At 42.3% G+C, this 25,911-nt stretch carries 18 protein-coding genes and 1 pseudogene; 5 read left to right on the forward strand and 14 right to left on the reverse strand.

Annotated elements, in window-relative coordinates; genetic code table 11:
• The 3 genes from M1F91_RS08405 to M1F91_RS08415 form a co-directional block, all read right to left on the reverse strand.
• Positions 1-3,421: CshA/CshB family fibrillar adhesin-related protein (locus M1F91_RS08405; protein ID WP_247913346.1), on the reverse strand; the 3,421-nt coding region annotated here is incomplete at its 3' end.
• A 247-nt stretch (positions 3,422-3,668) separates the two neighbouring features.
• Positions 3,669-7,316, reverse strand: coding sequence for a DNA-directed RNA polymerase subunit beta' (rpoC, locus tag M1F91_RS08410; protein WP_247913347.1), 3,648 nt, complete (start codon positions 7,314-7,316; stop codon positions 3,669-3,671).
• Positions 7,317-7,348: 32 nt separating this feature from the next.
• Positions 7,349-10,951 carry a DNA-directed RNA polymerase subunit beta gene (locus M1F91_RS08415; RefSeq protein WP_247913348.1) on the reverse strand — a complete coding sequence of 1,201 codons (3,603 nt, stop codon included), beginning with the start codon at positions 10,949-10,951 and terminating at the stop codon, positions 7,349-7,351.
• Positions 10,952-11,519: 568 nt separating this feature from the next.
• Between M1F91_RS08415 and M1F91_RS08420 the strand changes: the two genes are divergently transcribed.
• The 3 genes and pseudogenes from M1F91_RS08420 (at position 11,520) to M1F91_RS08430 (ending at position 12,988) form a co-directional block, all read left to right on the forward strand.
• A complete protein-coding gene (locus M1F91_RS08420; RefSeq protein WP_247913349.1) occupies positions 11,520-11,825 on the forward strand; it encodes a rhodanese-like domain-containing protein in 306 nt (101 codons plus the stop codon).
• An 89-nt stretch (positions 11,826-11,914) separates the two neighbouring features.
• Positions 11,915-12,702, forward strand: a pseudogene (locus M1F91_RS08425) (rhodanese-like domain-containing protein); the annotation flags it as partial.
• Positions 12,692-12,988, forward strand: a complete 297-nt coding sequence (locus M1F91_RS08430; protein WP_247913350.1) for a rhodanese-like domain-containing protein — start codon at positions 12,692-12,694, stop codon at positions 12,986-12,988. The pseudogene M1F91_RS08425 and the gene M1F91_RS08430, both read left to right, overlap by 11 nt.
• Before the next feature lie 91 nt (positions 12,989-13,079).
• Here the strand turns inward: M1F91_RS08430 and M1F91_RS08435 are convergent, their stop codons facing one another.
• The 11 genes from M1F91_RS08435 to M1F91_RS08485 all read right to left on the reverse strand — a co-directional run bounded on the left by M1F91_RS08435 (position 13,080) and on the right by M1F91_RS08485 (position 23,800).
• Positions 13,080-13,337, reverse strand: coding sequence for a metal-sensitive transcriptional regulator (locus tag M1F91_RS08435; protein ID WP_223334787.1), 258 nt, complete (start codon positions 13,335-13,337; stop codon positions 13,080-13,082).
• A 203-nt stretch (positions 13,338-13,540) separates the two neighbouring features.
• A complete protein-coding gene (locus M1F91_RS08440; protein ID WP_247913351.1) occupies positions 13,541-15,043 on the reverse strand; it encodes a zinc ABC transporter substrate-binding protein AdcA in 1,503 nt (500 codons plus the stop codon).
• A gap of 9 nt (positions 15,044-15,052) precedes the next feature.
• Positions 15,053-15,859 carry a metal ABC transporter permease gene (locus M1F91_RS08445; protein WP_006147771.1) on the reverse strand — a complete coding sequence of 269 codons (807 nt, stop codon included), beginning with the start codon at positions 15,857-15,859 and terminating at the stop codon, positions 15,053-15,055.
• Positions 15,852-16,556 carry a metal ABC transporter ATP-binding protein gene (locus tag M1F91_RS08450; protein WP_006147770.1) on the reverse strand — a complete coding sequence of 235 codons (705 nt, stop codon included), beginning with the start codon at positions 16,554-16,556 and terminating at the stop codon, positions 15,852-15,854. The genes M1F91_RS08445 and M1F91_RS08450 overlap by 8 nt, the downstream gene beginning before the upstream one ends.
• A complete protein-coding gene (gene adcR / locus M1F91_RS08455; protein ID WP_247913352.1) occupies positions 16,556-16,996 on the reverse strand; it encodes a zinc-dependent MarR family transcriptional regulator in 441 nt (146 codons plus the stop codon). The genes M1F91_RS08450 and adcR overlap by 1 nt, the downstream gene beginning before the upstream one ends.
• Positions 16,997-17,134: 138 nt before the next feature.
• Entirely contained in the window at positions 17,135-19,207 is a 2,073-nt protein-coding gene (gene nt5e, locus M1F91_RS08460) for a cell surface ecto-5'-nucleotidase Nt5e (protein WP_247913353.1), read from the reverse strand.
• A 141-nt stretch (positions 19,208-19,348) separates the two neighbouring features.
• Positions 19,349-20,617 (reverse strand): D-alanyl-lipoteichoic acid biosynthesis protein DltD, encoded by a 1,269-nt coding sequence (gene dltD / locus M1F91_RS08465; RefSeq protein WP_247913354.1) that lies wholly within the window; start codon positions 20,615-20,617, stop codon positions 19,349-19,351.
• On the reverse strand, positions 20,610-20,849 hold the full coding sequence (gene dltC / locus M1F91_RS08470; RefSeq protein ID WP_006153996.1) for a D-alanine--poly(phosphoribitol) ligase subunit DltC: 240 nt from the start codon (positions 20,847-20,849) through the stop codon (positions 20,610-20,612). The genes dltD and dltC overlap by 8 nt, the downstream gene beginning before the upstream one ends.
• 13 nt (positions 20,850-20,862) lie before the next feature.
• On the reverse strand, positions 20,863-22,107 hold the full coding sequence (gene dltB, locus M1F91_RS08475; RefSeq protein ID WP_247913355.1) for a D-alanyl-lipoteichoic acid biosynthesis protein DltB: 1,245 nt from the start codon (positions 22,105-22,107) through the stop codon (positions 20,863-20,865).
• A complete protein-coding gene (gene dltA, locus M1F91_RS08480; protein WP_247913356.1) occupies positions 22,104-23,654 on the reverse strand; it encodes a D-alanine--poly(phosphoribitol) ligase subunit DltA in 1,551 nt (516 codons plus the stop codon). Before dltA ends, dltB begins: the two co-directional genes overlap by 4 nt.
• A gap of 14 nt (positions 23,655-23,668) precedes the next feature.
• Positions 23,669-23,800 carry a teichoic acid D-Ala incorporation-associated protein DltX gene (locus tag M1F91_RS08485; RefSeq protein WP_247913377.1) on the reverse strand — a complete coding sequence of 44 codons (132 nt, stop codon included), beginning with the start codon at positions 23,798-23,800 and terminating at the stop codon, positions 23,669-23,671.
• A gap of 237 nt (positions 23,801-24,037) precedes the next feature.
• Between M1F91_RS08485 and hslO the strand changes: the two genes are divergently transcribed.
• Together hslO and dusB are read left to right on the forward strand one after the other, a co-directional pair.
• Positions 24,038-24,910, forward strand: coding sequence for an Hsp33 family molecular chaperone HslO (hslO, locus tag M1F91_RS08490; protein WP_247913357.1), 873 nt, complete (start codon positions 24,038-24,040; stop codon positions 24,908-24,910).
• Positions 24,897-25,877 (forward strand): tRNA dihydrouridine synthase DusB, encoded by a 981-nt coding sequence (dusB, locus tag M1F91_RS08495; protein ID WP_247913358.1) that lies wholly within the window; start codon positions 24,897-24,899, stop codon positions 25,875-25,877. The genes hslO and dusB overlap by 14 nt, the downstream gene beginning before the upstream one ends.
• Positions 25,878-25,911: the final 34 nt, after the last annotated feature.

Below are 25,911 nucleotides of genomic sequence, written 5' to 3' on the forward strand. Positions count from 1 at the left end.
TTGCACCTTGGATGTCTTTTGTTTCTGCTGGTGTTGCGGTTGGTGTTACTCCTACAACTGTTGGTGTGTATGTCGCAGAAGCTTTTGTTCCGTTCTTATCTTCGCGGACAACTGTCACTGCTGGTGCAGTTCCTACAAAGTTTGGTTCTGGAACGAATGTTACTGTCCCATCTGCTGCAACTGTAAATTTACCAACGCCTTCTACTGTCTTAGTTGTTGAACCATCGTCAAATGTTGCTGGAACATCTTCGTTGATTGGAATAGTCTTTTCAACACCATTAACTTCAACTGTACCACCCTTGAATTCAGGTTTACCTGTTTGTGTTGCACCTTGGATGTCTTTTGTTTCTGCTGGTGTTGCGGTTGGTGTTACTCCTACTACAGTTGGAGTGTACTTAGCCGTAGCAGTCTTAACGTACTCCTCTTGAACCTTACCATCTTTGTTTCGACCAACTGGTGCTGACAATGTAACTTCAATGCCTTTAGCTGTTCCTACAAAGCTTGGTTCTGGAGTGAAGGTTACTTCACCTGTTGAAGGATTGATCGTGTATGTTCCTTCTCCAGCCACTGTTACAGATGTCGCATCAGTCGTGCGACCTGTAGCTGGATCTACTAATTTAGCAGGATATTCTGCGCTTGGAGTGACCGCAATCTTGTCACCATTTAAGTTAGTAGCAGTTGTGTTAAAGGTTGGTGTTCCTGTTTGAGTCGCTCCTTGCACATCAGTCGATGTCTTGTCAACCCCTTCGATTTCAATCGGAGTGACTGTTGGAACGTATTGACCATCCATAGTATTCAACTGACCATTAATGTTTGCTTCTTTGTCTGGGAATTTTGATGACCAACCCGTATCGTAGCCATTGCTATCTACACGACGGATAGAGATACCATCTGCAGTTCCTAGGAAGTTATCTTCTGGGATAAACTCAACGTCTACGTCTTTACCATTGGCAGTAATCTTGTATTTCCCTTGACCTGGAACGACATAGTAACCATCTGCATCAAGAGTCGCACGGTTCCCATCTTTGTCAACGATGTATGGTGCTACTGTTTCGTCGATAACTGCCTTAGAGTTGCGTTGATACTTGTGTTCACCACGAGCTGTAAAGGTTACTGTTGCTGTTTGTTTAGTAGCTTGAGGACCAGAAGTTTCCTTAAATTCCCCTTTTGGTGGGTGGGTGATTTGAGTCTTGAAGTCTTCTACTTCCCCTGAAAAGGCCATACCAGTTGGACTTTCGATCTCGTTCGCTTTCTTGGCAATACGGACACGAGCACCTAGTTCGTTAACGCTAGGGTCGATATAAGTCTTGCTGTTTGCAAAGGTCAACTCGACTGTGCCATCTTGTGTGATTGTAGCGAGATTTGAGCGTTCATCCTCATCGAATTTACCATTTTGGTTAAAGTCTACCCAACCATAGATATGTGCTTCTGAAGCTCCATCCAAATGGGCTTGAACTGACATCTTGTAGTTCCCTGGGCGTGTACGGTCCATCTTGATCATCTCATTGGTTGTCCCTTTGAGGTTATCCGGAAGCAATTGGTTAATTCCTTCATCGGCTGTCGTTGAGTTATCATCACCGAACCAGTCGAGAGTTGTATTTTCATCCATATCTGGGCTTACGCTACCAAGATACGGTTGATTTACTTTAGCTCCAGTAACACCGTCTACGGTTGCAATGGTATGAACTGCCTTACCATATGACTCAGGAGCATCCCCTTCATCAAGTGGGAAGAATCCTAGCATTGCTGACTGTTTACCAGCTGAAGCGATATAAAGACCCACTTCAGATGCTCCACGTGTCATCACGAGTGGAACTGCGCTATTTCCTGCAGAAATGTTTGGTCCAAAGACACCGGTTCCTAGTCCAGCCGTAACTTGGTCAGGATTTCCAAAGTACTTCCATGCTACTGGTTTCTTATCTGGTCCAGCTACAGGAGAATTATCACGAAGTTGTCTTAGGTTAATGTTATTATATTTAGGTTTAGAACCAAAAAGATTCTCTGTATCTTGTGGTTCATAAGGAACAGAGGTGGCTGGTCTGGTAGACTTTTTCCATTCCCCAAGGTGTTGCCAACCTTGTCCGTTGGTAGTGAACATAACAAATTCACCAGGGTTAGCAGACTCACCATCAGCCATAACAATAGCTGGCTTAACTTTCTTTCCACGGAAGGTTGCAGAGATTTCAAACTGAACTCCAATATTTCCACCATTCATAGCTGAACCCATGGTAGTCCTCTTGGCTTTCGTATCAACGTTTTCAAATCTAACTTCAGTCCAACCGTTTTGAGCATCAGCGACAACGTCGGCTTCTTTGCCATCGGTAAAAGCTTTTTGAGCCCCTGTTGAAGTAACACCCTTTACATATCCATTTTTTGCATTTGGATCATAGGTTGCTTTTTCAGCTTCTGTAGCCCCTTGGTCTTCCATACGCTTTTTATAGATTTCAGTCGCTTGGAAAGGTTTCAAGGATTTAACTTTTACAGTGACCACATAGCCAGGCATGATTTCCTTGGTATAGGTAGCGCCAACTTGAAGAGCTAATTTTTCTTCTAAATCTTGATCAGGATGTTGGTCATTTTTAGGAACCATGACTTTTTTTGCCCCTGTCCAGTTGGCTACATCTCCAAAGTCCAACCATGTAATCTGGCTAGTCATAGATTTGGGATCAATATCTGTTGTAAAGCCTGGTTTTTCTACCTTTGGAGTTGAAGTTGCGTCTTCAACGTCTGCACCAATTCCAGTAGCTGTTGCAGTATCTGCACGGAAGGCAGTATTCTTGTCAATCTCTTTACCATTACGAGGGTCGTTTTTCCCTGTATTTGCGATTGCGTTAGTACCTTCAGCTGGCTTTGTGTTTTCTGCAGATTTACCTGTAGTGGCTTCTGTCTTTTCTGTAGCTGCTACTTCTGTTTCGGCTACAGCTTTTTCTTTGTTTTTAAGCTTAGAATTGACAATAGTTACAAGTGATTGGTAAGCTGCGTCAAGTTCAGCTTGGCTTGTAGCAGAAGTAAGTGCATTTTTAGCATTAGCAAGACCTACCTTAAGAATTTCAACACTCTCGTCTGTCTTGTTGCTGTATTTACCATTTGCCACGTTTGCTTCAATTTCAGCAACGTAAGCTGCCAATTTGTCGCTATTTAGCTCAGGTTTTACTTCAGTAGAAACTGCAGGTGCTGCTTCTGCTTTATAAGTTACTTCTTTAGCAGGTGCTGCTTCTGTAGTTACAGGAGCTTCAGCTTTGTCTACTTCTGTTGTAGCTGCAACTCCGTCAGCTTGTTTTTCTTCAGTTACTTCATCAGCTCCGACACCTGTAGCAGTTCCGAGCATTACCAACGTTCCGAGTAAGACCGAGCAAACTCCTACATGAAGCTTACGGATCGAGAATCGACTAATTCGGTCGTTAAACAGATCATTTTTCATGATTTACCTCCATCACCCTTTCGGGAGTGTATATATTGTTATATTTTATGCATTGTTTTTTTCAAAACCCTAAACATGCAACGCTTCTATTTTAGCACTATTGTACTTAAAAACCAAGCATTATGCTTATTATTTTGAAAGTTGAAACTAATATGCATTTATTCCATTTTTTCAAGAAAATATGCATTACGTTTTCATTACCTATACACACCAAAAGAGGGAAATCCCCTCTTTTGGATAAATCGGTTTATTCACTTGTTTCAACAGTCTCGACTTGGGCATCCACTTGCTCTTCTTGTGAATCTGCAAGGAGGGATTCTTCGTTGACTGCTTGTGGTTCAAGGTTACGGTAGCGAGCCATACCAGTACCAGCTGGGATGATCTTACCGATGATAACATTTTCCTTGAGACCAAGGAGATGGTCTTTCTTACCACGGATAGCCGCATCTGTAAGGACACGAGTTGTTTCCTGGAAGGAAGCAGCTGACAAGAAACTATTTGTTTCAAGTGAGGCTTTGGTAATTCCCATAAGGACTGGGCGACCAGTCGCTGGCACACCACCTACGATAAGAACATCTTTGTTAGCATCTGTAAAGTCGTTGATATCCATGAGAGTACCCATGAGAAGGTCTGTATCCCCTGGATCCATGACACGAACTTTGCGGATCATTTGACGAACCATTACCTCGATGTGTTTGTCACCGATTTCTACCCCTTGGCTACGGTAAACTTTTTGTACTTCACCGAGGAGGTAGGTTTCAACTGACAAGACATCACGTACAGCAAGGAGACGTTTTGGTTGGATAGAACCTTCTGTCAATGCTGCACCACGAGAGATTTGATCGCCAACTTCTACACGCATACGTGCTGTGAATGGTACCACGTATTCGCCTTCTCCAGTTTCACCTTTAACGAAGACTTTCTTGGTACGAGTTGAAGCATCTTCTTCGATTGCTGTAACTTCCCCTTTGACTTCTGTGATGACCGCTTCCCCTTTAGGATTGCGGGCTTCGAAGATTTCTTGGACACGAGGAAGACCCTGAGTGATATCGGTATTTGAGGCAACCCCACCCGTGTGGAAGGTACGCATTGTAAGCTGTGTACCAGGTTCCCCGATAGATTGGGCAGCGATTGTACCAACTGCTTCACCAACTTCAACCGCATCACCAGTCGCCAAGTTGATACCGTAACAGTGACGGCAGACACCATGACGAGTGTTACATGTAAATACAGAGCGGATAGTCACTTCTTCAACACCAGCATTGACGATTTCACGCGCCTTGTCTTCTGTAATCAATTCATTTGGACCAATGATAACTGCACCAGTTTCTGGGTGTTTAACAGTTTTCTTAGTGTAACGACCATTGAGACGTTCTTCGAGAGACTCAATCATCTCTTTACCTTCAGTGATAGAGCGGATCAAGAGACCACGGTCAGTTCCACAGTCGTCCTCACGGATGATAACGTCTTGGGCAACGTCAACCAAACGACGAGTCAAGTAACCTGAGTCGGCTGTCTTAAGGGCCGTATCGGTCATACCTTTACGGGCACCGTGAGTTGAGAAGAACATTTCGAGTACTGACAAACCTTCACGGAAGTTTGAAAGGATTGGCAATTCCATGATACGTCCGTTCGGAGCAGCCATCAGACCACGCATACCGGCAAGCTGTGAGAAGTTTGAGATGTTACCACGGGCTCCAGAGTCCATCATCATAACGATAGGGTTCTTAGGATCTTGGTTGGCAACCAAACGTTTCTCGAGTTTTTCACGGGCAGCACGCCATTCAGCTGTAACAGCATTGTAGCGTTCGTCATCTGTGATCATACCACGACGGAATTGTTTTGTGATTTGTTCTACACGTTTGTGTGATTCTTCAATGATTTCAGCCTTGTCTTCAACGACTGGAATATCGGCAATACCCACTGTCAAACCTGCAAGAGTTGAATGGTGGTAGCCAAGGTTCTTCATACGGTCAAGTAGGGCAGATGTTTCTGTCGTACGGAAACGTTTGAAGATTTCAGCGATGATATTTCCAAGGTTTTTCTTCTTGAATGGTGGGTTGATTTCAAGTCCTTCAATAGCTTCCTTGATATTTCCACCTAATGGCAAGAAGTACTTAGCCGGAACACCTTCTGTCAAGTTAGCATTTGTTGGCTCTTGCAAGTAAGGTAGTCCTTCTGGCATGATATCGTTGAAGAGGATTTTACCTACAGTTGTGAGCAAGATTTTGTGTTTTTGCTCTTCTGTCCATGGTTTGTTAAGGCTATCTGTTGCAATACCAACACGTGAGTGGAGGTGAACATAACCATTACGGTAAGCCATGACAGCTTCGTCACGGTCCTTGAAGACCATACCTTCACCTTCACGACCAGCTTCTTCCATAGTCAAGTAGTAGTTACCCAAAACCATGTCCTGAGATGGCGTAACAACTGGTTTACCATCTTTAGGATTCAAGATATGCTCAGCAGCAAGCATCAAGATACGAGCTTCTGCTTGGGCTTCTTCTGAAAGTGGTACGTGGATGGCCATTTGGTCACCGTCAAAGTCGGCATTGTAGGCTTCACAGACAAGCGGGTGCAAGCGAAGGGCTTTACCGTCAATCAAGACAGGTTCAAAGGCTTGGATACCCAAACGGTGAAGGGTAGGTGCGCGGTTAAGAAGTACTGGGTGTTCTTTGATCACTTCTTCGAGGATATCCCAGATACGTTCATCTCCACGTTCTACCAAGCGTTTAGCCGCTTTAACGTTTTGAACGATATCGCGCGCAACGATTTCACGCATAACGAATGGTTTAAAGAGCTCGATTGCCATTTCACGTGGCACACCACATTGGTACATCTTAAGAGTTGGACCAACGGCAATAACAGAACGTCCTGAGAAGTCAACACGTTTACCGAGCAAGTTTTGACGGAAGCGTCCTTGCTTCCCTTTGAGCATGTGGCTCAATGATTTCAGTGGACGACTACCTGGCCCTGTGATCGGACGACCACGACGGCCATTGTCAATCAAAGCGTCAACCGCTTCTTGAAGCATACGCTTCTCATTTTGAACGATGATACCTGGCGCGTTCAACTCAAGCAAACGAGCCAAACGATTGTTACGGTTGATAACACGACGGTAAAGGTCGTTCAAGTCAGATGAGGCAAAACGGCCACCATCCAACTGCAACATTGGACGAAGATCTGGTGGAATAACTGGAAGGATGTTAAGAACCATCCATTCAGGCTTGTTTCCAGACTTGTGGAAAGCATCCAAAACATCCAAACGACGGATAGCTTTCACACGTTTTTGTCCAGTAGCTGTTTTCAACTCTTCTTTGAGTTCAGCAATTTCTTTTTCAAGATCTACTTGCTTCAAGAGGTCTTGGATAGCTTCGGCACCCATCTTGGCAACGAATGATCCGTAACCATACTCACGCAAGCGCTCACGGTATTCGCGCTCTGTCATGATAGACTTGTGCTCAAGTGGAGTATCCTTCGGATCAATCACCACATAAGCAGCAAAGTAGATAACTTCCTCGAGGGCACGAGGACTCATGTCAAGGGTCAAGCCCATACGGCTTGGAATCCCCTTGAAATACCAGATATGAGATACAGGAGCTTTTAACTCGATGTGTCCCATACGTTCACGACGAACTTTTGTACGCGTTACTTCAACACCACAACGGTCACAAACAATCCCTCTGTAACGAATGCGTTTGTATTTACCACAAGCACATTCCCAGTCTTTTGTAGGACCAAAGATCACTTCGTCAAAGAGTCCTTCACGTTCTGGTTTCAACGTACGGTAATTGATTGTTTCAGGTTTTTTGACTTCTCCATAAGACCATGAACGGACTTTACTTGGAGAAGCTAGTGTGATTTGCATACTTTTAAAACGATTTACATCAACCACTATTTCTTCCCTTTCTATTATAAGTGAACTGCTTATTCTTGTTCAGCAGCTTCTTCTGTTGCTTCCGCTTTTGCATTTTCTTCTGCTTCAAAGGCTGCTTTAGCCTCTTGAGCTGCTCTTTCGCGGGCTTTTTCAAGGTCATCTACGTGGATGACATCTTCGTCCATTCCTTCATCAAGGTCACGAAGTTCCACTTCTTGATCGTCTTCGTCAAGGACACGCATGTCAAGACCAAGAGATTGCAATTCTTTTACAAGAACTCGGAATGATTCTGGAACACCTGGTTTTGGAATTGGTTTTCCTTTTGTAATAGCTTCATAAGCTTTCAAACGTCCGTTGATATCGTCAGACTTGTAAGTCAAGATTTCTTGAAGGACATTTGACGCACCATAGGCTTCAAGTGCCCAAACCTCCATCTCACCGAAACGTTGTCCACCAAACTGAGCTTTACCTCCGAGTGGTTGTTGTGTAACGGTTGAGTATGGTCCGACTGAACGAGCATGCAATTTATCATCAACCATATGGTGGAGTTTGATCATGTACATGACACCAACTGACACACGGTTATCAAATGGTTCACCAGTACGACCATCGTATAGGATAGTCTTAGCATCGCTATCCATACCTGCTTCTTTGACAGTGTCCCAAAGGTCTTCAGAACTTGCTCCGTCAAAGACTGGTGTTGCGATGTGAATACCAAGAGTACGAGCCGCCATACCAAGGTGAAGCTCCATAACCTGACCGATATTCATACGTGATGGTACCCCAAGTGGGTTCAACATGATATCGACTGGAGTTCCATCTGGAAGGTAAGGCATATCTTCTACAGGAACGATACGAGAGACAACCCCTTTGTTCCCGTGACGTCCGGCCATCTTATCTCCGACCTTAATCTTACGTTTTTGAGCGATGTATACGCGAACAAGCATATTCACACCAGATTGCAATTCATCACCGTTTGCACGTGTAAAGATTTTAACATCACGAACGACACCATCGGCACCGTGTGGTACACGAAGGGAAGTATCACGCACTTCACGAGACTTGTCACCGAAGATAGCGTGCAAGAGACGCTCTTCAGCAGAAAGATCTTTTTCACCCTTAGGTGTTACTTTACCTACAAGGATATCCCCTTCTTTAACCTCAGCACCGATACGGATGATACCCATTTCGTCGAGGTCTTTAAGGGCATCTTCACCAACGTTTGGAATTTCACGAGTGATTTCTTCAGGCCCAAGCTTTGTATCGCGTGTTTCTGATTCGTATTCTTCGAGATGAACAGATGTGTAAACATCATCTTTCACCAAGCGTTCGCTCATGATAACAGCATCCTCGAAGTTGTAACCTTCCCATGTCATGTAGGCAACGATTGGGTTTTGTCCAAGCGCCATTTCACCTTTCTCCATAGAAGGTCCATCAGCGATAAAGTCACCTTTTTCGATGACATCACCAATTCGAACAAGGGTACGTTGGTTATAAGCAGTACCTGAGTTTGAACGACGGAATTTTTGGATGTGATAAACATCAAGGGAACCATCTTCACGGCGAACTTCTACTTTGTCCGCATCCGCATAGGTAACCTTACCACCATGTTGTGCAATAACTGCAGCTCCTGAGTCATGGGCTGCTTGGTATTCCATACCAGTACCAACGAAAGGCGCTTTAGGATCGATCAACGGAACAGCCTGACGTTGCATGTTGGCACCCATGAGGGCACGGTTGGAGTCATCGTTTTCCAAGAAAGGAATACATGCTGTCGCAACGGCAACTACCTGTTTAGGAGAAACGTCCATATAGTCAACGCTTGATGCTGGATATTCTTGGTTAACCCCTTGGTGACGTCCCATGACAACTTTTTCAGCAAAAGTTCCATCTGCGTTCAATTTAGAGTTAGCTTGAGCTACTGTGTATTCATCTTCTTCATCGGCAGTCAACCAAACAATTTCGTTGGTAACTTTACCAGTTGCACGGTCAACTTTACGGTATGGTGTTTGAATGAAACCATACTTGTTGAGGTGTCCGTAAGAAGACAAGTTATTGATCAAACCGATGTTTGGTCCTTCAGGTGTTTCGATTGGACACATACGACCATAGTGAGTGTAGTGCACGTCACGCACTTCATATCCAGCGCGGTCACGTGTCAAACCACCAGGCCCTAAGGCAGACAAACGACGTTTGTGAGACAACTCAGAAAGTGGGTTGTGTTGGTCCATGAACTGTGACAATTGTGAAGAACCAAAGAATTCTTTGATCGCTGCAGTCACTGGACGGATGTTAATGATTTGTTGAGGTGTCAATACTTCGTTATCTTGAACAGACATACGTTCACGAACATTACGTTCCATACGTGAAAGTCCAAGACGTACTTGGTTGGCAAGCAATTCACCAACGGCACGAATACGACGGTTTCCGAGGTGGTCGATATCATCGATACGACCGATGCCTTCAGCCAAGTTAAGGAAGTAGCTCATTTCAGCAAGGATATCTGCTGGAGTGATAGTGCGAACTTTATCATCTGGATTTGCATTTCCGATGATTGTTACAACACGGTCTGGATCAGTTGGTGCCACAACCTTGAATTTTTGAAGAACAACTGGTTCTGTCAAAACAGCTGAGTCATTTGGAGTGTAGACAATCTTATTCAAATCGCCATCCAAGTGACTTTCGATACTTTCGATGACATCACGAGTCATAACAGTATCTTTTTCAACCAAGATTTCACCAGTTTCAGGGTCCACCAATGGTTCAGCAATTGTTTGGTTGAGCAAACGAGTTTTAATATTTAATTTCTTGTTAATCTTGTAGCGTCCAACAGCTGCCAAGTCATAACGACGTGGGTCGAAGAAACGAGCCACAAGCAAGGTACGTGAACTCTCAGCAGTTTTTGGTTCACCTGGACGAAGACGCTCATAAATTTCTTTCAAAGCTTCGTCTGTACGAGAGTCCATTGGGTTTTTATGGATATCTTTTTCAACAGTGTTGCGAACCAACTCGCTGTCACCAAAGATATCAAAGATTTCGTCATCGCCTGAGAAACCAAGAGCACGAACCAAAGTCGTGAATGGAATTTTACGTGTACGGTCGATACGAGTGTAGGCGATGTCTTTTGAGTCACTTTCAAGTTCCAACCAAGCTCCACGGTTAGGGATTACAGTTGAACCGTAGCCCACTTTACCGTTTTTGTCTACTTTATCATTAAAGTAAACACCTGGAGAACGCACTAACTGTGATACGATAATACGTTCACCACCGTTGATGATGAAAGTACCCATCTCAGTCATGATTGGGAAATCTCCAAAGAAGACTTCTTGAGTTTTGATTTCGCCAGTTTCTTTGTTAATCAAGCGGAAAGTTACAAAGATTGGTGCTGAATAACTAGCATCATGGATGCGAGCCTCTTCAAGCGTATATTTAGGTTCTTTGATTTCGTAGCCAACAAATTCCAACTCCATTGTTTCTGTGAAGTTTGAAATTGGCAATACATCTTCAAACACTTCCTTCAGACCATGGTCTAGGAAATCTTTAAATGAATCAGTTTGAATTTCAATCAAATTTGGTAAGTCAAGAACTTCTTTGATTCTTGAAAAACTACGACGGGTACGATGTTTCCCGTATTGAACGTCATGTCCTGCCAAGATGATTCTCCTTTGTAAATAAAGTTCCAAGCTTAGTCGCCTAAGCTAATAATTATCGTTTAATGGTTCTAAAACCCCTATCAACTTATCCCCCTTGACTAATTTTTCAGAATCTTTAAATCTCTGTTACAGATGCAAAAAATACCGAAAAAAAGCACAAAAAGAGCAGTTAAATCTGACTTTTTTCAGGAGATTTAACTGCTGTGAGCCTTGTCCGGACAATATTTCAGACAAAACCTACGACAAATGATTACTCATATTATACCCGATTTTCTCTAATTTTTCAAGTCCTTTGAAGGATTTTTCTTGCTTTAGTATAGATGGTCTTCGTTTTCTGAAAAGAATGTTTTCAGAGGTTCGTTCTTGAATAATTAGAATCACTTGTATGATATATCTTGCCAACCAACTGAAAAAACGCTTCTCCCTTGTTTGTAGGGTATCATCTAACATACTGGAAAAGCACAAAAAATTTTCTAAGTAAGAAAGAATGCTGATCAATTCAACTTGCTTGACAAAAGCACTTCTTAGTGGTTTAATATACCCTATAGAGGTATATTTGGAGGCGCCTATGTTTTACTTATTTACAAAAATTGATAGTATTTCTACCAGCGAATTAGAAGCTAAACTCAAGGAACCGATTCAGCTATTGGACGTTCGGACGCCTACGGAATTCCGTAGAGGTCATATCAAAAACGCAAAGAATATTCCTCTAACCGAAATCGGATCTTACACACCTGCGACAAAAGAAACTCTCTATGTCATCTGTCATTCTGGTGTTCGAAGTAAGATGGCTGCTAAAAAGCTCAAGAAAAAAGGCTATGATGTTATCAACGTCCGAGGCGGTATGATCTCTTGGACAGGCGAAACTATATAGAACTAAAAGGAAGAAACTCAATGAAGATTATCATTGTTGGATGAGTTGCAGGTGGTATGTCAGTGGTGACTCGTCTCAGACGTCTCATGGAAGATACTATCATCTCACTAGCTTCTCCTGTAAACCGTCAAGGACGTCAAGTGGCAGACATAATTGCTGGAATGGAGCGCAAAAACAAGGGTAGTATCGGTACTGCTATCGTTCGTGCTTTTGGTATTCCGCTACTTCGACAGGTCTTAGCGAGCGCACTCTTAGTGACAATCAACTCCCATACAAGGCAATTCATGTCAGCGGGAAAGACCTCGCTGGTTATTATCCAGGTGCTACTGATATGACCTTAAAGCTCCTCTTTGACCCAACCAGTGGTAAGATTTATGGTGCCCAAGGTGTCGGAGCTAAAGGTGTTGACAAGCGAATTGATATCCTAGCAACTGCTATCAAGGAAAATCTCACCGTCTTTGACTTACCAGAGTTAGAGTTTACCTATGCGCCACCTTTTGGATCTGCCAAGGATCCCGTCAATATGCTGGGTTACGCAGCCTTGAACCTTATCGAAGGTCTGAGCGACAATATACAGTGGTACCAGCTAGAAGATGAAATAGCTACTGGCAAGAAATTCCTGGATGTACGGACCAGTAGCGAATTCCAGAGTGGTCGACTCAAAGTCGATACCATTCATATTCCCCTAAACGAACTACGGGAACGCTTGGATGAACTAGACAAAAATCAAAACTACATCGTCAGCTGCCACAGTGGTTTACGCAGCTATATCGCAGAGCGTATCCTCAAGCAAGCAGGATTTACCGTCCAAAACCTTGACGGCGCTTATTCACTATACAAAATGGCTAATCCAGAAGGAGTAGAATATGCTAACTAATATCAGCATGGCTGACTTTTATGAAAAATATCAAAATGAAAATCTAGATTTTATCGATGTCCGTGAAGTACATGAATTCCAAGCAGGACATGCACCAGGTGCCAAAAATCTTCCGTTAAGTACCTTGGAGCAAGGCTACAAAGAACTCAAACCTGACCATGAATACCATGTCATCTGTCAAGGTGGAGTGCGTTCTGCCTCTGCCTGTCAATTTCTCAGCGCCCAAGGCCTCACCGTTACCAATGTAGAAGGTGGCATGAATGCCTGGCTAGGTGATGTAGAATAAATCAAATACAAAAAGAGCAGTTGGTTTACTCTAAAGAAAACCAACTGCTCTTTTTGTATTCTATCAACTTTTCAAGTAAGCCTTTATTCTGTTACTTCCGTTTAATCAAGTATTTAACTGCCTTTTCCAATCTTTCCTTCTGCGCTTGAGGGTCGCCTAAAGGGTCGTTAATACAAGCTGTTAAATTCTCCGTTATCATCAGTTCAATAATACGATCAACACTGGATCGCACTGCTGTTAATTGAGTAATGATATCGACACAATCACGCTCTTCCTCCATCATTTTTTGAATACCTCGCAATTGACCCTCTGAGCGTTTGAGACGTGTAATGTACTTTGATTTTGTCATATCTTTATCCTTAAACGATTTTTCTACATTATATCTCTAATACAGACCTTTGTCAAAAAGAGCACTTATCTTAAAGATAAAACCTCCTAGTTCTCCACTCTGACTCTCGTAACAATACCGTCTTTATCTGACAATGTCAATCCAGATGCTCAACGCTGATAAAACAAGAACAATCCTCCCCATGTAGGAAGGATTGTTTCGCTTTAATGAGCCAACATTTCTTGAGCAATCTCTTGACCTGATAAGCCATCTGGATAGTAGGTCGGCCAGTTGTCCATCTCTTCAAAGAGGGCTTCTTGGCTAGTGCCTCCAAAGAAGATATGAAAATGCTCTGCCTTGACTGGAGCAATATTATGGTCGCTAAACTGAACATACTTGAATTGCCCGGCGTCTGCATCAGTCGCTTCAAAGAGGAAGCGTACTCCACGATTCCCTTTCTTATAAGTCAAGATTTTCTTGCCGACATACTTGTAAGTATATTTCTTACTTTGGCCACCTTGGATGAATTCCATAGTATTATCCGTGATGTTAATCTTGGTCACATCTGTTTGGTAGCCCTTTTGATAGTAAGCCTTATACTCATCCTTGCTCATCTTACCAGTCAATTTAGCCTTGTAGTCAAATACTTGGTCAAGAGTCCCATCCTCAAGGAAAGGATAGACAGACTGCCAGTTGCCAGCATAATCACTTAGGGTACGGTCCTTAACATCTGCATCCTCAAAGTAGCCATTTTGAACGGTTTTAGTTTCCTCTGCCTTTTCTGGTTCAATCTCTGCTCCTGCCTGATCAGTTGTCTGCTTGAGTGCCTTGAGGTTTTTCTCCATGACAGAGACATAGTTTTCTCCAGCCTTCATGTCCTCTTCGGTCAAGCTTTCAAGAGGATTCAGAACATCTAACTTCACTCCTGTTTCTTTTGAGAGAGTATTCGCTAGGGCTTGAGAGGCATTTTCTTCAAAGTAGATATAAGAGATTTTATTTTTCTTGATGTACTCGGTCAATTCTGCCAAACGGCTTGCTGAAGGCTCCGCATCTGGTGAAAGACCTGAGATAGAGACTTGATTGAGTCCGTAGTCCAAGGCTAGATAACGGAAGGCTGCGTGTTGAGTCACAAAACTCTTTTGTTTTGCACTAGAAAGTCCTTCAATATAGGCCTTGTCCAAGGCTTGCAGTTTTTCGATATAGGCTGCTGCATTTTGTTCAAAAGTCGCCTTCTTATCCGGATAGTCAGCTGAAAGACTATCACGGATATGTTCTACAAGTTTGATTGCACGCGCAGGAGACAACCATACATGAGGATCATACTCGTGATGATGACCTTCTTCACCATGGTCATGGTCTTCCTCTTCTTCACTTCCTGGAAGGAGCAGCATGTCTCCAGTAGCTTTAATCGTTTTTACTTTTTTCGCATCTAGGGATTCTAATAACTTAGGAACCCAAGTTTCCATATTTTCATTCTCATAAACAAAGGCATCTGCGTCTTGGATTTTAGCGACTGCCTTAGCTGATGGTTCATAATCATGCGGCTCTGTTCCAGCCCCGATTAAGAGTTCGACATTGGCTGTGTCCCCTGCTACTTGCTTGGTAAATTCGTAGACAGGATAGAAAGTTGTAACGATATTTAATTTCCCGTCTGCTTGTTTTTGATTGGAGCAAGCGACTAAGAATAAGGTCACAAGACTTGCCAAAAGTAGGCTTAGTTTTTTCATGTACTTCTCCTATTTGATAAAACGTTTGAGTAAGCTGACTACTAAAAAGACAACTACAAAGATAATGGTAATACTTGCACTTGGTGGTGTCTCTGCATAATAGGAAATATAAAGCCCCGCAACCATGCCTAGAAAACCAATAACACTAGCAAGTATCATCACTGAACTAAAGTTTTTACCTAGACGCAAAGCAATACTTGCTGGTAAAACCATGATAGTCGATACCAAAAGTGCTCCCGCAGCTGGGATCATGAGGGCAATAGCCACACCCGTTACCATGTTAAAGAGAATAGACATAGTACGCACTGGAAGACCATCGACAAAAGCTGTATCCTCGTCAAAAGTTAGAATATACATGGGTCTTAAAAAGAGGAAGGTTAAGATTAAAACAACCGCCGCAATGACAAAGAGGCCAATGACCTGCTCTTGACTAATGGTCACGATAGAACCAAAAAGGTATTGGTCCAGACTCATAGAACTAGAGCTCTTCCCCTTACTCATAACAATAAGTGAAACTGCAAGTCCTGTAGACATGAGAATGGCTGTCCCAATCTCCATAAAGCTTTTATAAACCGTACGTAGGTATTCAAGGAAGACCGCCGCAATCAAGACAATCACAATGGTTGAAATGGTCGGAGAAATTCCTAAAACCAAGCCAAAGGCAACCCCCGAAAGCGAGACGTGACTCAGAGTATCACTCATAAGACTCTGACGACGCAAGATAAGGAAGGTCCCAAGGACTGGTGAAAAGAGACTCATGGCAATAACTGCCAAAAAGGCTCGCTGCATAAAATCATAAGACAGTAGATTAAGCATGCTCCACCTCCTGGTCACTTTCATGGACATTGAAGCAACGCCATGGCGAATCTTGGTCTCGGACCAGGTGAATATTGCGATCTGCATAGTCCTTGACTTCTTCAGGATCGTGAGTAATCATCAAAACAGCCTTGCCATGATGGTGGGCACTATGGTGCATGAGCTCATAAAACTCATCCTTGGTCCCCGCATCCATCCCTGTCGTCGGCTCATCCAAGATAAAGATATCAGGATCCGAAGCAAACATACGTGCGATAACAGCCCTTTGCTTTTGCCCGCCAGAAAGGGAACCAATCCTTTTATCCCGATGTTCCCACATACCAACAGAGTTTAAACTAGCCTTGATATGTTCCTCATCGTGAGCATTTAGACGACGGAACCAACCTTTTCTTGGATAACGACCTGATTTGACAAATTCATAAACGGTACTTGGAAAACCTGCATTAAAACTTGCAATCTGTTGAGGAAGGTAGGCGATTCTTAGTTTTGTCCCACGAGTGTTGGTCTTTGAAATGGTAACTTTGCCAAATCTTGGTTGCAAAATACCAAGACTGGCCTTGATAAGAGTCGTCTTGGCAGCTCCATTTTCTCCAGTGAGGGTGACAAATTCCCCACTATCAACACTGTAATTGATATGCTCAAGAACAGGTTCCTTGTCATAATAGAAGGACAAATCCTCTACTGTGATGTATCTCATTACTTGATTTCTCCTACTAAAGCAGTTAAAAACCGCTGGATAATTTGTTGCTCCTCAGCCGAGAATTGACTGGCAACTTGTTCATAAGTCGAGAGGGTGTGCTCATGATGATGGTGATGCTCTTCAGCAATCGGTCGAGCTAAATCTGTCAATTGATAGAAAATCACTCGAGCATCCTTTGGATCCTTAGAAGCTTCCAGCATCCCCTCTTTAATCAAGGACTTAATGGCCTTGGTGACGGCTGCTTGACTGACATTGAGACGGCGAGCCAACTCCGAATTCGTTAATGATTCCTCTGATAAGAGCATAAGAATATGCTCCTGAGTGTTTGTCAAAGCCACTTCACTCGTGCAATGACCAATCAAAATTTCATGCTGATTTTCAGCTTTCAGGATTACTTCATTTAAAAAATGATCAATGTCTTTTGCTAATTGTCTCATGAACTTCTCCTTTCCTAGTCATCTTTTTCCTAAAACAATATAGATTACCACAGATTGTTTACTGGTTAATTATATCATAAACCAAAAAAGAATCAAGAAAAAAGATGAAAACACCTGAGATGTTTTCATCCTTTAGAATTATTTTTCTTGTTTACGGCTAGTCCAGAGAGCTGTCGCTCCAAGAATCACACCAAGTAGCATCATGAAAATAGATTGCTCACTACCTGTATTTGGAAGTACTTTCTCTGAGACTACTGTTTTCTTAGCAAACTTATCTGCAACCTTATAATCAACTTTTACAGTAGAAGGTTGAGTCGGTTTTGTTGCTTGGTCTTCTACTGGTTTAGCTGGATCTTGCTCTTTACCTTCTTCAGGAAGTTTAAATGTTTTTGAGTCCACAGAAATCGTGCGTGAATTTGGATTTACCTTTTCATACTGAGTCAAATCAGCTGTTTTGAGATAGTCTTCAAAGGCAGCATCCATTGAAGGACCTTCTTCTCTCGCACCACCAAGCATGGTATAACCGTCACCACCTGCTGCAAGGAAGTCATTGGTTGCTAGGTAGTAGATTTTCGCCAAATCTAGTTTTTCATAAAGACCAGTTGCACGATTCTTCACTTGAATAGCCAAGACGCGTTTACCTGCGACTAGGTTTGTATCGTAGTAGACCTTGGCTCCTGAAATCTGTAAGAATCCACCACTTGGTTCGAGCAATGGTTGACCATTTTCATCCAAGACAGTTTTTCCTGTCTTATCAACCTGCAAGATAGAGCCGAGTGATTTTTCAAACATATCCAGAACTTGCTGGCCAGTTACTTGAATTTGTGAGATTGTGTTCCCAAATGGCAAGACTGCAATGACATTTCCTTTTGTAATTGGTTTGTCTTTAGCAATTGTCTCACGCAATCCCCCACCATTAGTTACAGCAATATCTGTTGGATGACTAAATCCTGTTTGACCATACTGGTAGAGAGAATCTGCGACGACATTTCCGAGATTCGTTTCACGAACACGAACATTTTCACGGTCTCCATTTAGTTCAACAGGACTGTTAGACACAACCTCAACAGCATTTTCAGCATCATACTTTGCCTTAATATCTTTAACTAAACTAGCAACTTTTGGATTTGCTTCTAATTTTTTGGCTTCAGCAGCAGTAATCTGAGTTGGATTGCCCAAAAGCTGACGAGATTTATAAGTAATTTTACCAACGTTATGGAGATAACTTCCAGTTTGGTTGTAAGTCACATTATCTCCGTAAGTAGTTGATTCTACTGTATGAGAGTGACCATCAATGACTGTTACACGTTTCCCCTTCAAAAGAGGGTTCTTAGACAGGGCTTCTGCTAGTGTTGAGCCACGCCAAGCTACTGGCGTTGTTGTATCAACACCCAAGTGGGCTAAGACTACATAATGCTTATAATCCTTACCTTCCGCCTTAGCCTTGGCTTGAACTTCTTCAACGACCTTATTAACCTCTTCGATTGGCTCAGTAAAGGTTACTCCTTTAACATTTTTAGGGTGAGTTTTCGTTGCTGTTTCCGGCGTTGTCACACCTATCACTACAAACTCATCGCCTTCAACATCCTTATTCTTGTCAACAATAGTAGAAGCTTGGAAGAGACGAGCTCCATCTACATAAGTATTTGAGCTTAACAAGGGGAATTTCAAAATTTCTTTGTATTTTTTAGCTTCATCAAGTCCGAAATCAAACTCGTGATTTCCTACAGCCATGGCATCATACTGCATCTCGTTAAGAATCTTAGCACGTGCCTCACCTTTTGATGAGTTTGAGATAGGAAGACCCTGGAAAGCATCACCAGCATCCACTACCAAGGTGGTCTGGTTGGTTTTTGCACGCTCTTGTTCAATGACTGTAGCCAACTTAGCGTCTCCAATGACTCCTTTTTCCTCTACAATACGACCATGGACATCATTGGTGTGTAAGATAACAGTGTCCTTTTCTTCGCTTTTAGGAGATTCAGCAGGAGCTGACTGAGCTTCTGCAGGTGCAATCGCTTCTGAAGTTGCCGAAGTTTCCGGTACCGCAGGGCTCTCAACAGGAGCTGGAGTCGCCGACGGAGCTGGAGTTGCTGCGACAGCTGAACTTTCTGCAGGAGTTGTTGCTTCTTCAGCGTATACTTGTCCAGCTAAGAAGGCTGGAGCTAATAAAGCTGTAGATAGGATGGGTAATAAGAACTGTTTCTTCATTTTGAAATCCTTTTCTTTTCTTTTTCTCTTTTATATTATACGCTATTTCTAAAAATTATGAAACTTTTGACCTATTTGCATCTTAAATATTCGCCATTTAAACAAAAAAGCTTGGGTTCAATCCCAAACTTTTAGCTCATTTTATTGAAAATCTTTAATATTCCCATCGTAATTTGCCCAATCCTGACTGAAGAATCGATCATTCATTTGATAATTAGGAGCTGTTGTTGGATTACTCAAAAAAGGATTTACAACCTTATCAAACGCCAACCAGCCTAACCAACCGATATGAATAGTATCCTTGACAAAGTATGGTTCATCACCGTTTTTTGAAAAATCAGCAATATTGGTGAAACCTTGACTCTCCAATTGGTAACGAATTTTTTCGACAGAGTGTTGATACATTTCTTCACTCAAGCCTGTATAGTCCATCCATTTTCTATTGACAGGTTGAAACACGAAGAGCACATTGACCTTAGACTTAGCAAATTGATCAAGCACTAACTGCAAATCATTGTACTCCCTTGACTGGAGAAAGTTGTAATTTTTTTGATACCCTTCCCACTTTTTTAAATCTTTCTTTAGTTGAGTATTGTAAAAGTGGTTATCCATCCCCAAATCATTATTGGTCGTATTTTCTTCTGCATCCTTACGTGCAATATTTTCCAACTCTTCATAAGAAAATTGATCCGGGAGGCTACTTAAATATTTTTCAATATGTTCTTTATACTTCAATCGACCCCGAATCGAGAATCGACCAAAGAGAGCAGCTTGTCTTTCATTGAACTCAGACGAGAGATTAACCATCGTTTGATCAAAGTCTGACAATTGTTCATCCTTAGCTATCTTCTCAACAATCCCCTTCATCGGGACTCTTGGATTTTGCTTTAAGAGTCTATTAGCCGCATATTGAGAGGCAGCATCCCCAGATTGATTCTCTAAAAAGGCAGTCAACTGATCATTGTTAAAATAGGTTTGAAAAGTAACTGAATCTTGATCTTCCTTTGTAAACCACTGTGGAGAGATTACAAACACTGCTTGTTTATTTTCAAGTTCAGACGTAATCTGTTGCATCCCAAAGTACTGGCTAAGAGACGCTGCTCCTGCCTGCCCCATAAAATAAGGACGGTAGGAGCGATTATACTTTTCAGCTAACACTCCTGGATGCATGCTGTCAAAACGAATCCATTCACTCGACCCAAAGAAAGGGATAAAACGCATGTCAGGGTCTGTAAGAGCTCTCACTTTTTGACTTCTCTCCTTGAAGCTCTCTGCACTTATAGAGGCCGCAGAGTATTTTTCCTCCATAAGATTGTGACTTTTGCTACTTGGATAGAAAAAGATGAGTAGTAGAATCAATACACCCGCTACAAGGAGTGGTCCAAAAATCAACCACAAGCGTTTAAGCATTCTTTAACTCCGTAATTCCGGCTACGATTTTATTGGCTGTATTCCAGTCATCACGACCAAATTCTGTAACTGGGACACGAATATCAAAGCGATTCTCAATTTCTACAATCAATTCAACTGTTCCCATGCTGTCCAAGACACCTGCATCAAAAAGATCTTCATCCATCATGCCAGAAACATCTTCCATAAATAGTTCATCAATAATTTCAATAACTTCTGATTTGATATCCATTTTTTAATTCCTTTTATTTTTTAAACCATAAATCATTCAAAAATCCAGAAAAGATTAAGAATGAAACCATTACGACATGGAAGGTTATCACCATGCCAAGCAACTGAGCCCAACGATTCTCAAGCAAGGGAGGTCGCCCTGCTTTCTTACGTTCTTTATTGAGCGTTTTTTTCTTTCTGACCCAGGCATCATTAATGACTAAGCCTACTCCATGAAAGAGTCCGTAGACGATGTAAAACCATGTTATCCCATGCCAGAATCCCATAAGGAGCATGTTCAGGATATATGCAACACTTGAAGTCATATTTCGATTCTTAAACAATCTCTTTCTCGTCATCAACATAACCATACGCATGAAGACAAAGTCACGGAACCAGAAAGATAAACTCATGTGCCAACGATTCCAAAACTCTTTCAAATCTCTCGACAAGAAAGGTTTGTTGAAGTTGATTGGACTACGAATTCCCATCAGATTTGAAATCGCCAAAGCAAACATAGAATAACCCGCAAAATCAAAGAAGAGCTCCAAACCAAATGTATACATGACTGCGACCACATAATAGTTAAAGAGACCACCTGTCTGCAAAGCTAGATTTTTTAGCGGAGGTAATAAGATTTCACCTAAAATATGAGCTAGGATAAATTTATACAGAAATCCTAACATGATATACCGAACGGACTCAGCTAGCATATCCATCAATTCATCGCGTTCTGGAATCGTCTTATAATTTTCATTAAAACGTTTGAAACGATCAATGGGACCACTTGAGAAAGTCGGCATAAAGAGAAGAAAACGCAAATATTCCCACATTTTCAAATCCTTTATGACTCCATCTCTAAGTTCAATGATGATTCCTACCGAACGAAAGGTTAAATAGGAGATTCCTACAAATCCTAGTAGAGACTGTGTGCCATTAATAGCTGGTTGCACCTTGACAAAGATGATGGGAAGCAATGATAATAGACTCACTAGATAGAAAGTCCATTTACCGTCTCGACCTTTTCGATACTGCTTGTAAAAAAGAACCAGTACAATTTGCCAAATCAGATAAATTCCTAAGGCAGCTATTTGATTAGTCTTACCCCCCGTCAACATAGTGACGATAAAGAAGAGACTAACCAATATTTCATACCAGGCAAAACGTTTTTTGAAAAAAAGACCGATAAAGATTGGCAAAATTGCAGCAATCACATACAAAAAGTACTGCGGATTCCCATACGGCTCAATATAAGGTAGCTGTTTCAGGAAATCCATCATCTATTATTCACCTCATTAATCAATCCTTTAATGTCAATCTTCCCATTTGGAGTTAGTGGTAAATCCTCTCTATAAAGGAACTTAGATGGCATCATATAAGACATCATAATATCCTCCAAATCTTCCTTAATGGCCTTCGTGATATCAATTTCACGCTCAAATTGTTCTTTGACGCCCTCTTTTAAGATGACATAAGCCAAGAGATTTTGGACCTTGTGATCTTTATTATAACGTGGAACTGCGACAGCCGATTCGATATACTTCGATTTGTTCAAGTTTTGAGAGACATCCTCTAGCTCGATACGATAACCGTTAAACTTGATTTGGAAATCCATCCGTCCACCGTAGAGAAGAAGACCTTCATCCGTCATGGTTCCAACATCTCCCGTATGGTAGGCTGGCAGACCTTCAAATTCGAAGAAAGCTTCTGCTGTTTTCTCAGGATTATTCATATAACCTTTTGAAACAGCCGGTCCAGACACGATGATCTCACCTTGCTCACCATTTGGCAATTTGTTTCCTTCCTCATCAATGATGAAGGTTGGAGAATCTTCTTTGGTATAACCAATTGGCAAGCGTTTAAGTGTCGCTAGCATCTCATCTGTGATAGCAACCGCCGACAAAGCAACCGTTGCTTCCGTCGGCCCATAGGCATTGATGATGCGCGCATTCGGGAAACGCTCACGCAGTTTTTGAGCCGTTTTAACCGTTAACTCTTCCCCATCAAAGTAGAAATGGGTAATGCCTGGCATCTTTTCAGCATTGAAATCTTCAGATAGCATGGCCATATCTGCAAAAGATGGTGTTGAAGTCCAGATAGCAATCGGAAGTAAAAAGATGGTCGCAAAGAGTTGTTTAAAGTCTTGAGTGATTGCTGACGGGAGAGCAAAAAGCGTTCCTCCAAGAGCCAAAGTTGGTGCCCAGTACATAACAGATAAGTCAAAGGAATAGGGTGGTTGCGCCAACATTTGCGGACGCTCTGGCGTCGCAAATTCCTTGTCTGTAATCATCCAGTTGGTGAAGCTGAGCAAGTTATCATGCGAAATTTGTACCCCTTTTGGTTTCCCAGTCGTCCCCGAAGTAAAGATGATGTAGTAGTTATCATCCCCTTTGACCGGATGTTGCAAATCATAGGCTTGCTGAGCAGCATAAGCTTCACGCACTTGCTCAAAAGACATGATTGGAGCAGCTGGGTTTTCAATTGGAAACTCATTGATGGCGATGATTAAGCTTGGCTCTGCTACTTCAACAATCGCAGACACGCGCTCCAAGGCAGAATGGCTATCAATTGGGATATAAGCACGACCAGATTTGGTCAAGGCCACAAAGGTTGCTAACATTTCATATTCTTGGCCACCAAAGACCACAACAGGTGACTTTTCAGGAAGTCCCATTTGGTCAATATGGGCTGCTAAGCTATCTGAATCAGCCTTCAATTGGCCATAGGTATACTCTTCTCCCAGGACATTGTAGACAGGATAGTCTGGTTGCAGTTGGGCGTATCGCTCAATCGCCTCAATCATATCAGTAATTGGTTGGTTTGACACGGTAAGGATCTCCTTTAGAATTCGTTGTAAATAAAGCCGCCTTGACCCTGACCAAGATAGCTAAAGAAGTAAAGCAAACCAAGTAAAATAATAAAATACAGGACAGTTTGTCCAAAAAAAACATAGTATGGCTTCTTTTTATTCATATTAGATTCTTTTCTGTAAATTTTCATTATGTTTTCACAATATACAATTACTATTTTATCTTTCTCCCATTTTACCACTTTATTCTCTTCATTTTCAACTGTTTACCATTTTTAAAAAGCACATTTTAGCTTAATTTAATTCTTTCTTCATTATTTCACTGATGTAAATAAATTAGTTTAAAGCGATAGCAAACACACCACTCCCTCTTTGGGCATTTTTATGCTAAAATAGTAGCTATGGATAAAATTATTAAAACTATATCAGAAAGCGGGGCTTTTCGTGCTTTTGTCCTTGACAGCACAGAAACAGTCCGAACTGCTCAAGAAAAACATCAAACCCAAGCTAGTTCAACTGTAGCGCTTGGTCGTACTTTAATTGCCAGCCAAATTCTCGCTGCCAACGAAAAAGGAAATACCAAGCTAACCGTCAAGGTTCTTGGAACGAGCTCCCTCGGTGCTATTATCACAGTTGCAGATACTAAGGGTAACGTCAAAGGCTATGTTCAAAACCCTGGAGTTGACATTAAAAAGACTGCAACAGGAGAAGTCCTCGTTGGACCTTTTGTCGGAAACGGTCAATTTCTAGTGATTACAGACTATGGCACTGGAAATCCCTATAATTCCATGACTCCTCTTATCTCTGGAGAAATCGGTGAAGACCTAGCTTTCTATCTTACAGAAAGTCAACAAACGCCTTCAGCAGTCGGCCTCAATGTCCTTTTAGACAAAGATGACAAGGTCGAAGTTGCAGGTGGTTTCTTGCTCCAAGTATTGCCAAATGCCAAAGAGGAAGAAATCGCTCGTTTTGAAAAACGCATCCAAGAGATGCCAGCCATTTCAACTCTTCTGGAAAGCGATGACCATATTGAAGCCCTCCTCAAGGCAATCTATGGTGACGAGCCCTACAAACGTCTGTCCGAAGAAGAAATTCGTTTCCAATGCGACTGTAGCAAAGAACGCTTTATGGATGCTCTCGCTAGCCTCCCAAGCTCAGATTTACAGGAAATGAAGGATGAAGACCACGGGGCAGAAATCACTTGTCAATTCTGCCAAACAACTTATAACTTTGATGAAAACGACCTGGAGGAACTCATTCGTGACAAATCTTAATACACCTTTTATGATTGGGAACGTCGAGATCCCAAACCGGACGGTCCTCGCACCCATGGCAGGTGTGACCAACTCAGCCTTTCGTACTATCGCAAAAGAGCTGGGTGCAGGCCTCGTTGTTATGGAAATGGTCTCTGATAAGGGTATCCAATACAACAACGAAAAAACCTTACACATGCTTCATATCGACGAGGGCGAAAACCCTGTTTCCATCCAACTTTTTGGTAGCGATGAAGATAGCCTAGCTCGCGCAGCAGAATTCATCCAAGAAAACACCAAGACCGATATCGTCGATATCAACATGGGCTGTCCAGTTAACAAAATCGTGAAAAACGAAGCTGGGGCTATGTGGCTCAAGGACCCAGATAAGATATACTCTATCATCAACAAGGTCCAATCTGTCCTTGATATCCCCCTCACTGTCAAAATGCGTACGGGCTGGTCTGACCCATCCCTAGCAGTTGAGAATGCCCTAGCTGCCGAAGCTGCAGGTGTCTCTGCCCTCGCTATGCACGGCCGTACACGTGAACAGATGTACACTGGTCACGCGGACCTAGAGACCCTTCATAAGGTTGCACAAGCTCTAACCAAGATTCCATTTATCGCCAACGGCGACATCCGTACGGTCCAAGAAGCTAAACAACGCATCGAGGAAGTCGGTGCTGACGCCGTTATGATTGGGCGCGCAGCTATGGGAAATCCTTACCTCTTTAACCAGATCAATCACTATTTTGAAACTGGAGAAATCCTTCCTGATCTGACCTTCGAAGACAAGATGAAAATCGCCTACGAGCACTTGAAACGCTTGATTGACCTTAAAGGTGAGAATATTGCCGTTCGTGAATTCCGTGGACTGGCTCCTCACTACCTTCGAGGCACATCTGGTGCTGCTAAACTCCGTGGAGCCATTTCACAAGCCAGCACTCTGGCTGAGATTGAAGCCCTCTTGCAGTTAAAGAAAGTATAAAAGACTACAAAAACCCGTAACTTCAACTGAGTTA

This window comes from Streptococcus sp. oral taxon 431, from assembly GCF_023110115.1.
Taxonomy (GTDB): Bacteria; Bacillota; Bacilli; order Lactobacillales; family Streptococcaceae; genus Streptococcus.

Excerpts from the sequence above, each read along its gene's own strand:
- M1F91_RS08420 (WP_247913349.1), top strand. The coding sequence starts at position 11,520 with ATGTTTTACTTATTTACAAAAATTGATAGTATTTCTACCAGCGAATTA.
- M1F91_RS08430 (WP_247913350.1), top strand. The coding sequence starts at position 12,692 with ATGCTAACTAATATCAGCATGGCTGACTTTTATGAAAAATATCAAAAT.
- M1F91_RS08435 (WP_223334787.1), bottom strand. The coding sequence starts at position 13,337 with ATGACAAAATCAAAGTACATTACACGTCTCAAACGCTCAGAGGGTCAA.
- M1F91_RS08440 (WP_247913351.1), bottom strand. The coding sequence starts at position 15,043 with ATGAAAAAACTAAGCCTACTTTTGGCAAGTCTTGTGACCTTATTCTTA.
- M1F91_RS08445 (WP_006147771.1), bottom strand. The coding sequence starts at position 15,859 with ATGCTTAATCTACTGTCTTATGATTTTATGCAGCGAGCCTTTTTGGCA.
- M1F91_RS08450 (WP_006147770.1), bottom strand. The coding sequence starts at position 16,556 with ATGAGATACATCACAGTAGAGGATTTGTCCTTCTATTATGACAAGGAA.
- adcR (WP_247913352.1), bottom strand. The coding sequence starts at position 16,996 with ATGAGACAATTAGCAAAAGACATTGATCATTTTTTAAATGAAGTAATC.
- nt5e (WP_247913353.1), bottom strand. The coding sequence starts at position 19,207 with ATGAAGAAACAGTTCTTATTACCCATCCTATCTACAGCTTTATTAGCT.
- dltD (WP_247913354.1), bottom strand. The coding sequence starts at position 20,617 with ATGCTTAAACGCTTGTGGTTGATTTTTGGACCACTCCTTGTAGCGGGT.
- dltC (WP_006153996.1), bottom strand. The coding sequence starts at position 20,849 with ATGGATATCAAATCAGAAGTTATTGAAATTATTGATGAACTATTTATG.
- dltB (WP_247913355.1), bottom strand. The coding sequence starts at position 22,107 with ATGATGGATTTCCTGAAACAGCTACCTTATATTGAGCCGTATGGGAAT.
- M1F91_RS08485 (WP_247913377.1), bottom strand. The coding sequence starts at position 23,800 with ATGAATAAAAAGAAGCCATACTATGTTTTTTTTGGACAAACTGTCCTG.
- hslO (WP_247913357.1), top strand. The coding sequence starts at position 24,038 with ATGGATAAAATTATTAAAACTATATCAGAAAGCGGGGCTTTTCGTGCT.